This is a genomic window from Planomonospora antibiotica (genome assembly GCF_014647955.1).
In the GTDB taxonomy this organism is placed as follows: domain Bacteria; phylum Actinomycetota; class Actinomycetes; order Streptosporangiales; family Streptosporangiaceae; genus Planomonospora; species Planomonospora parontospora.
Genome location: NZ_BMQE01000045.1, coordinates 52,366 through 60,289 on the forward strand (window position 1 = coordinate 52,366; position 7,924 = coordinate 60,289).

At 73.1% G+C, this 7,924-nt stretch carries 9 protein-coding genes; 6 read left to right on the forward strand and 3 right to left on the reverse strand.

Going from position 1 to position 7,924, the window contains the following annotated elements:
• Positions 1-43: 43 nt before the first annotated feature.
• Entirely contained in the window at positions 44-535 is a 492-nt protein-coding gene (locus IEZ06_RS29005) for a GNAT family N-acetyltransferase (protein ID WP_189239861.1), read from the forward strand.
• Between the two features lie 166 nt (positions 536-701).
• Here the strand turns inward: IEZ06_RS29005 and IEZ06_RS29010 are convergent, their stop codons facing one another.
• Positions 702-1,055 carry a DUF742 domain-containing protein gene (locus IEZ06_RS29010; protein ID WP_189239862.1) on the reverse strand — a complete coding sequence of 118 codons (354 nt, stop codon included), beginning with the start codon at positions 1,053-1,055 and terminating at the stop codon, positions 702-704.
• Entirely contained in the window at positions 1,052-3,208 is a 2,157-nt protein-coding gene (locus tag IEZ06_RS37345) for a sensor histidine kinase (RefSeq protein WP_189239863.1), read from the reverse strand. The genes IEZ06_RS29010 and IEZ06_RS37345 overlap by 4 nt, the downstream gene beginning before the upstream one ends.
• Before the next feature lie 186 nt (positions 3,209-3,394).
• Here IEZ06_RS37345 and IEZ06_RS29020 point away from each other — a divergent pair, with 186 nt between their 5' ends.
• The gene (locus tag IEZ06_RS29020) at positions 3,395-3,736 is read left to right on the forward strand and encodes a hypothetical protein (RefSeq protein WP_189239864.1); all 342 of its coding nucleotides are present in this window, start codon (positions 3,395-3,397) and stop codon (positions 3,734-3,736) included.
• Here IEZ06_RS29020 and IEZ06_RS36770 read toward each other — a convergent pair.
• The gene (locus tag IEZ06_RS36770; protein WP_229798839.1) at positions 3,646-4,101 is read right to left on the reverse strand and encodes a barstar family protein; all 456 of its coding nucleotides are present in this window, start codon (positions 4,099-4,101) and stop codon (positions 3,646-3,648) included. The genes IEZ06_RS29020 and IEZ06_RS36770 overlap by 91 nt on opposite strands.
• 110 nt (positions 4,102-4,211) lie before the next feature.
• On the opposite strand from IEZ06_RS36770, the gene IEZ06_RS29030 reads away from it, so the two are divergent.
• The 4 genes from IEZ06_RS29030 to IEZ06_RS29045 all read left to right on the forward strand — a co-directional run.
• On the forward strand, positions 4,212-5,357 hold the full coding sequence (locus IEZ06_RS29030) for a DMT family transporter (RefSeq protein ID WP_189239865.1): 1,146 nt from the start codon (positions 4,212-4,214) through the stop codon (positions 5,355-5,357).
• Between the two features lie 9 nt (positions 5,358-5,366).
• Positions 5,367-5,999, forward strand: a complete 633-nt coding sequence (locus IEZ06_RS29035) for a GntR family transcriptional regulator (protein ID WP_189239866.1) — start codon at positions 5,367-5,369, stop codon at positions 5,997-5,999.
• 76 nt (positions 6,000-6,075) lie between these two features.
• Positions 6,076-6,426, forward strand: a complete 351-nt coding sequence (locus tag IEZ06_RS29040) for a hypothetical protein (RefSeq protein WP_189239867.1) — start codon at positions 6,076-6,078, stop codon at positions 6,424-6,426.
• A gap of 322 nt (positions 6,427-6,748) precedes the next feature.
• Positions 6,749-7,924: sugar transferase (locus tag IEZ06_RS29045; protein ID WP_189239868.1), on the forward strand; the 1,176-nt coding region annotated here is incomplete at its 3' end.

The following is a 7,924-nucleotide window of genomic DNA, read 5'->3' on the forward strand; positions in this document are numbered from 1 at the left end:
TCCGGCATCGTCCCGCTCCGGCGGCGATCGGTAAGGTGTTCGCGTGGTCGAGGTGAGGTTGAGGGGCTGGCACCCCGGTGACGTGCCCGCCGTGCTCGCGGCCTTCGCCGTGCCGGACATGGCCCGGCAGGCGGCCGGGCCGATCGACACGCCCGAGGCCGCGCTGGAGTGGATGGGCTTCTGGGGTTTCCGGGACGACGCGCAGGCCTTCGCCGTCACGGTGGACGGCGAGGTCGTCGGGAACGTGGCGGTGAGCAACATCGACGTCCACGACACGGGGTGGGTCTCCTACTGGACCTCGCCGCACGCCCGGGGCAGGGGCGTCGCGACGGCGGCGGCGGCCGCCCTGGCCGAGTGGGCGTTCAGGGAGCGCGGGTTGTTCCGCCTCGAACTGGGACACCGGCTGGACAATCCCGCCTCGTGCGCGGTGGCGGTGCGGGCGGGGTTCACGGCCGAGGGGATCGAGCGGGCCAAGCTCAGGTACGGGGACGAACGTCACGACGTGGAGCGGCACGCCCGTCTGGCCACGGACTGAGAGCCGGGGGACCGGCCCCCGCGGTCCCGGGCCTGCGTGAACCGCTCCCGCGGTCCCGGGCCTCCTGCCGCTCCCTCCACGGGCACACGGCGTGCCGGCGGGCGCCGCGTCCCGGCGCGTTGCTCCCCGGCGAGGTGCTCCCCGGCCGCCTCCCGACGGGAGCGGGTCAGAGGGTCCTCAGCCCGGCCAGGACGTCGCGGAGGAGGTCCACCCGGGGCTCCGCCCCGCCCGATGACGTCCGTACGGTCACCAGCCCGGCGTCGCGCAGGTCTCCCAGGAGGACGCCGACGACACCGACGGCCAGGCCGGTGCCGGACGCCAGCTCGGCCACCGAGATCGGCCGCCGGCAGGCCGCCAGGACCCTGCGGTGCTCCGGTGAGAGACCGGGGGCCGTGGACCCGGTCGCCGAGACCGTGGCGATCAGGTCGAACCGGGCGCCGGTCGGCCGGGTCCGTCCCCTGGTGACCGTGTAGGGGCGGATGATCGGTCCGGCGTCCTGGTCGAGCCAGCGCTCCGTCATTTCCCGTCGCCTTCCTGCTCGGCACGGCGCCATCCCTCGCGGAACGACGTCAGGACGCGGCTCGGCACGGGGGGCGGCTCTTCGCCGTCCGGGTGCCGTGACCGCTGCGGCGTCCCGCCGGGTGCGGCCTGCCGCGGAGGGGCCTGCCCGGGCACGGTACGCCGGACACGCTTCGGCAGGCCGCTCCCCGTGGCGGCGGCCTGCTCGGCCCGGACCGGTTCGGCCCGCTCGGCCCGCTCGGCCCGCTCGGCCCGCTCGACCTGGACCGGCAGGTCGGCGGGCGGCTCCGGTGTCTCGGCGACCAGCCCGTCCGGGATGAGCACGATCGCAGTTGTGCCGCCGAACGGTGACGGGCGCAGGGAGACGCGGATGCCGTGGCGGGCGGCGAGCCTGCCGACGACGAACAGGCCGAGCCGGTCGCTGTCGGCCAGGTCGAACTCCGGCGGGTGCGCCAGGCGCTCGTTGAGCTGGGCCATCTCCTCCGGGCTCATCCCGAGGCCGCGGTCCTCCACCTCGATCGCGTATCCCCGGGCGGCGGGCTCGCCCTGCACGAGCACCGGGGTGTTCGGGGGCGAGAAGATCGCGGCGTTCTCCACCAGCTCGGCGACCAGGTGGACGACGTCGGTGACGACCGTGCCGGCGAGCGCCGGGCCGTGCGGCACCTCGACGGTGACGCGGCGGTAGTCCTCGACCTCCTCGACGGCGGCGCGGACCACGTCGTAGATCGCGACCGGGGTCCGCCAGCCGCGGCCGGGCACCGAGCCGGACAGGATGATCAGCCCTTCGGAGTGCCGCCGCATGCGGGTGGTCAGGTGGTCCAGGGCGAACAGGTTCTCCAGGGTCTCCGGGTCGGTGGCCCGCCGCTCCATCGTCTCCAGCATGGCGAGCTGCCGGTGCAGGAGGGACTGGCTGCGCCTGGCCAGGTTGACGAAGACCTTGCCCACGCCCTTGCGCATCTCGGCCTGGCCGACGGCGGCCTCGACGGCCGTCCGCTGCACCGAGGAGAACGCCTCGCCGACGCTCACGATCTCGGTGGTGGTGCCGTGGTTAAGCGCGGGGGACTCCGAGACGGGGCAGACGTCCTCGCCCCTGCGCAGCCGCGCGACCACGTCGGGCAGGCGCCGGTTCGCCAGGTCGAGGGCCGCCTGCTGGAGGCCGACGAGCTCGGAGGCGATCCGGCGGCCGAAGCGCACCGAGACGAAGATCGAGGCCGCGACCGCGACCAGGCCGAGCCCGCCGGCGACGCCGATCTGGATCAGGGTTCCGGCGGCCAGCGGCTCGGCGCGGTCGGCGATGCGCTGGCTGATGTCGCCGGCGAGCCGGTCGAGGGTGTCGGAGAGGGCGACGGCGGCCGTCGCCCAGGAGGCTTCGGGCCGGGCCGCGGTGGCGAAGGTGTTCTCGACGCGTTCGAAGGCGGAGTGGGCCGGCGAGGTCGCCAGGCGCGCGTAGGACGCCTGGAACTCCTCGTCGAGCTGCTTGACGCCGATGGAGTAGAGCAGCCTGCGGCTGGTGGTCAGCTCGGCGAACCGCGCGCGCTCCTGTGCGCCGATGGCACGGGCGGAGACGACCCCGGAGACGATCGCGGCCTGCCGGCTCAGCATCTCGCGGCTCCGCCCGACCACGGTGGCGGCCCGGACCTGGTCGATCAGGTCGATGTCGGCGGAGATCCGGAGCTTCTCGTAGACGTCGAAGGCCAGCTGGACGACCTCGCTGTAGGCGTCGAGGGTCTGCAGCCGCCCGGCGGAGCGGGTGTCCACCCCGCTGCGGGCCTCGGTGAGCCGGTCCGCGGCGGTCAGCAGCCGGACGATCCGCTCCCACAGGGGGTCGGGGATGTCCGCCCGGCCCTCCGCGGACATCCGGTCGAGTTCCGCGCGCGCCGTGTTGGTCCTGGACCGCTGGGCGTCCAGCGCGGAACGGGAGGCCGCCGGGTCGCCCAGGAAGGTCAGGGACAGCAGCCGCTCGTGCTGCAGGGCGGTGGCGAACGCGCGGGTCGGGATGGTCACGTGCTCGTGGACCGTGCGGACGACGAGAAGCTCCTGGCCGCTCCGCAGGGTGATCGCCGCCGCAAAACCCCAGATCGTCACGAGGGAGACGAGGGGGACCAGGAGCAGAGTGAAGATCTTGGTCTTGATCGAGTATGTGCGGCGGGTCACAATACCTCGCATCGTGGATATGCGCGGTTAACAGTGGCGAAACTGTAGCAACGCGGAGCACGCGCGACCAGGGACGCGCGTCCCCCTTCCGCGGCGCCCGTGGGAAGAAAAGTTCTGTGTCCTCCAGGTAATGCGGAACCCCGGGCACTTCGGGCACGTCTTTCCTGAGGATCAGGGGAGGCGTCCATGACAGGGATGGCGGAGCTGGCCGGAGCAGAGCTGGCCCGCGCGGCGCAGGCCGTGCTGGCCAGGGGCGACGAGCTCGAGCAGTCGGGAGCCGTGCAGCTGGTGAGGTTCGGCCCGCTGCGCGTGATCGCCGAGGTGGACGACTCCGCCGCGTGCGTGGACTTCCAGGTGGAAGACGGGGTCCTGCGGTGGTCCTGCACCTGCCGCGAGGGCCGGGAGGGCGCGTTCTGCGCCCACTGCGCGGCGACGGCTCAGTCGGTCAGGAGGAAGACGGAGAGGAAGGCCTTCTCCGGCGTGTCGTCGGTCACGGCCTCCGAGAGCGCGGTCCGGATCGCGTCGTAGGCGGGGCGGTCGGCGTCCCTCAGGACCGCGGTCTTCGTCCAGACGAGCGCGTGCTCGCCGGGCGGCAACCAGGACAGGTCGGTCAGGCAGTCGTACAGCGCGTCGAGGTTGTTGCCGAAGGTGTCGGGGAACGACAGCGCCTCGGCGATGGCCGTCATGGCCTCGGCCGAGGTGGTGATCTCCGAGCCGTCCAGCCGGTGCGGCGTGGCGGTGCCGATCCTCTGCCGGAAGGCGGCCTCGGCGCCTTCCTCGAACGTTCCCCTGGACAACGAGGCCACCTCCGCGGGTGTCGATGACGAAGGACCGGTGACGAGGTCGCCGGCGGGAGTGTCGTGGTCCCCGGCGCCGATGCGCCGGAGTTCCACGCGGGGGAAGCTACCCGCTCGTACTCGGAGGAAACGGTGGGGGACCGGCCGTCTTCGGCCAGGTCGCAAACAATTGGACTTTGATTGTCTGGTTGTCTGACAATGCTTCCATGAAGCTCGCCGTTCTCGGCGCCGCCGTGCTCTGGGGCACCGCGGGGACCGCCGGACTGCTCGTCTCCGGGGTGGACCCGATCTCCGTGGCGGCTGCCCGCCTGGTGGTGGGCGGCCTGGTGCTGGTCGCCATCGCGACCGTCACCACGGCGGTCACCGCGGGCGGCACCGGAACCCTCACCGCGGCGGTGACCAGGACCCTCACCGGGGCCGTCACCAGGACGCCCACCAGGACGCCCACCGAGGTCGGTGCGACGGTCGCCGGGAGACCTCCGGAGGGGCCCGCCGTACGGGTGCCGGCCCGCCGGGGCCTGCTCCTGGCCGCCGCGCTGGGGGTGGCCGCCTACCAGCTCTGCTACTTCGCCGCGATCAGCCGGACCGGTGTGGCCGTCGGCACCGTGGTCGCCATCGGCAGCGGGCCGGTCTTCACCGGTCTGCTCTCCTGGGCGCTGGACCGCGTTCCCCCCACCCGGCGCTGGGCCGGGGCGACCGCGGCGGCGGTCGCGGGCTGCGCCGTACTCACCGGCGGGGGAGGGCAGGTCCGCGCGGACGGCGTCCTGCTCGCGCTCCTCGGCGGGCTGCTCTACGCGTTCTACGCGGTGGCGGCGGCCCGGGTGATCGGGTCCGGCGCCTCCTCGGACGCGGTCATGGGCGCGCTCTTCGGCGGGGCGGGCCTGGTCATGCTCCCGGTCCTGCTCTGGACGGGCGCCGGCTGGCTCGCCGAGCCGCGCGGCCTGCTCGCCGCCCTCTACCTCGGCTGCGCCACCACCGCGCTGGCCTACGTCCTGTACGGCAGAGGCCTGCGCACCACCCCGGTGGCGACCGCGGCGACCCTGGCCCTGGCCGAGCCCGCCGTCGCCGCCCTGCTCGGCGTCGCCGTCCTCGGCGAGCGGCTCACCCCGGTATCGGCCGCCGGTCTGCTGCTGCTCGGAGCAGGCCTGGTCGCCGCGGCCCTCCCCGAACGGCGCACGCCGGTGCGTCCCGGCGGTGGGGCCGCCGTCCCCGCTCCCGGCGGTGGGGCCGCCGCCTCCGCTCCCGGCGGTGGGGCCGCCGCCTCCGCTCCCGGCGGTGGGGCCGCCGCCTCCGCTCCCGGTGGCGCGCTCGCCGACGACGTGCGGACCGCCGGGCCGGGGTCCCGGCAATAGGCTTCCCGTGTGACCGTCCCCCTGCGCCCCGTCTCCGCCGTCACCGCGCTCACCGAGGAGTTGCGCCGCCGGGTGCTCTCCGGGGAGATCCCGCCGGGCACGGCCCTGCCCGAGCAGGAGCTCTCGGCCGCCTACGGGGTGGCCCGGCCGACCGTCCGCGAGGCGCTGGCCGCCCTGGTCCACGAGGGCCTGCTCCGCAGGGAGAGGCACCGCAGCGCCCAGGTGGCCGAGGTGACGGGGGAGGACCTGGACGACCTGATGTTCGTCCGGCGCCCGCTGGAGGACCTGATGGCCGTCTCACTGGCCGGGCGGCGGGTGGCCGGGGCGGACGGGGCGCTGGAACGGATGGCCGCGCTGCCGGGCGACGCGCCCTGGTCCGACGTGGTGGCCGAGCACATGGCGCTGCACCAGGCCCTGATCGTCGCCGTGGGCAGCCCCCGGCTGGAACGGCTCTACGCCGCGCTGACGGCCGAGACCCGGCTGGGCCTGGTCCGGCTGCGCGACTCCTACGCGGACCGGGACGTGCTGGTGGCCGAGCACCGGGACCTGCTCGACGCGATCGGCGGGGGATCGCAGGAGGCCGCCCGGCGGGCGGTCGCCGCACACCTCGACCACGGCTGGGGCGCGCCCCCCGGGGCGTGATCCGCAAGCGGCGGCGACCGTCCGGCTCGCGCGGCTCTATTGCGTGGGGAGCCCCGGAGTCGTCACAATCGCGGCCATGCACGGCAACTCAGTGCCGGATACCTACGTCTACGTCACCGAAGAAGGCGTGACCCGCCACTACGCGGACGGCAGCGTCGACGCCCTCGCATGGGAGGACGTCGTCGAGGTGCGGATCGCCGGCGAGAGCGACGCGGAGATCCTGTACATCCTGCTCGACCGGGACGGCCAGGGCTGCGTCGTGCCCCGGTCGGCGACGGACGCCGCCTTCCTCACACGGCTCCGCTACCTTCCGGACTTCGACGTCGACCGGCTCAGCGCGGCGGTGGACGCAGCGGACGACTCCGCGGTCGTCGTCTGGCGCAGTCCCGAGCCGCCATCGGCCCTCCCGGACCTGGAGTACGACTGAGGCATGCGTCTGCCGGCTCGAGGAGCGCGACCGAGGCGCGATCCGTTCACGCGGCACCTGATCCGCTCACGCGGCGGCCCGATCAGATCGTTTCGACATCCGGAGCGCGGATCCGCTCCATAGGAGACCACCGATCCGGTCCTGTCCAGGCTGAACTTACTCACATTAATGGCCGAATGTGGACATCTAAGTGTAGTTCACCTTAAATCTTTCTGTTTCTATCATGAGTCTCGTATATGGCAACGCTGAGCCAGGTGTGAACCAAGACGTATAGAGGGGCGTCTGTTCTGCGTGGGGTGGATAGAGCACACGGCGAGGGTGTATGAGCGTTGTTGTCAGTGATGTGATCGATGCTTCGCGCGCCACGGCGGAGCCGACCGGCTGGGTGCGCTCCTACGTCCGCACGGCTGTCTGCGGTGACCTGGCGTGCACCGCGATGGCACTGGCCGGGGTCGTCGTGGTCAGAGAGGTGCTGGGTTACCTCGACATGGCGGAGGTCATGCTCGTGGCCTGCCTGGCCGCCACATGGCCGCTGGTCGTCGCGGCCATGGGCGGCTACGACGAGCGCTACCTCGGAGAAGGGCCCGAGGAGTACCACCGCGTGCTCCGCGCCGCGCTCGTCGTCGCCTCGGCCGTGGCCATCGTCGCCTACGCGACGCAGACACCGATCGCGCGCGGTTACGTGATGGCCGGCATCCCGCTGGCGGGCCTGGCGAACATCGTCCTCCGGTACGGCATGCGGCAGGGACTGCACCGCCGCCGTTGCGCGGGCGCCTGTATGCGCCGTGTCGTGGTGGTCGGGCACTGGGCCTCCGTGCTGGAGCTCCACGCGCAGCTCGACCGCAAGCCGTACCACGGGATGCGGATCGTCGCTGCCTGCGTGCCGCCGGGGACGGAGAGGGGGGGAGGCCCGCGGTTCGACGGCTTCCCGGTGCTCGGAGACTTCTCCAACGTTCCCGAGGTCGTCCGGGCCGCCCGCGCCGACACGGTGGCCGTGCTCGCCTGTCCCGAGCTCGACGGCGTCGCGCTCCGGCGGCTGGCGTGGCGGCTGGAGGAGACCGACACCGATCTCTACGTCGCCTCGGCGCTCATGGAGGTCGCCGGACCGCGCATCAACATCCGCCCTGTGGCGGGCCTCCCCCTCCTGCACGTCGCCCACCCCGACCTCGACGGAGCCCGCCAGCTGGTCAAGGGCGTCTTCGACAAGACCGTCGCGGCTCTCGTGCTGCTGGCGCTGCTGCCCTTACTGCTGGTCGTGGCGGTCCTGGTCAGGGCGTCGGGTCCCGGGCCCGTCCTGTTCCGCCAGACCAGGGTCGGCAAGGGTGGCGAGGAGTTCACGGTGCTGAAATTCCGGACCATGGTCCCGGACGCCGAACGGGTCAAGCGGGAGCTCGCCGACTTCAACGAAGGGGACGGCGTGCTGTTCAAGATTAGGAACGATCCAAGGGTCACCCCGGTCGGCGGCTTCCTGCGCAGATACTCCATCGACGAGCTGCCG

Bases quoted from the DNA above. Each gene is read 5' to 3' on its own strand.
- IEZ06_RS29010 (WP_189239862.1), bottom strand. From the start codon at position 1,055: ATGACGGAGCGCTGGCTCGACCAGGACGCCGGACCGATCATCCGCCCC.
- IEZ06_RS29020 (WP_189239864.1), top strand. From the start codon at position 3,395: ATGACAGGGATGGCGGAGCTGGCCGGAGCAGAGCTGGCCCGCGCGGCG.
- IEZ06_RS29030 (WP_189239865.1), top strand. From the start codon at position 4,212: ATGAAGCTCGCCGTTCTCGGCGCCGCCGTGCTCTGGGGCACCGCGGGG.
- IEZ06_RS29040 (WP_189239867.1), top strand. From the start codon at position 6,076: ATGCACGGCAACTCAGTGCCGGATACCTACGTCTACGTCACCGAAGAA.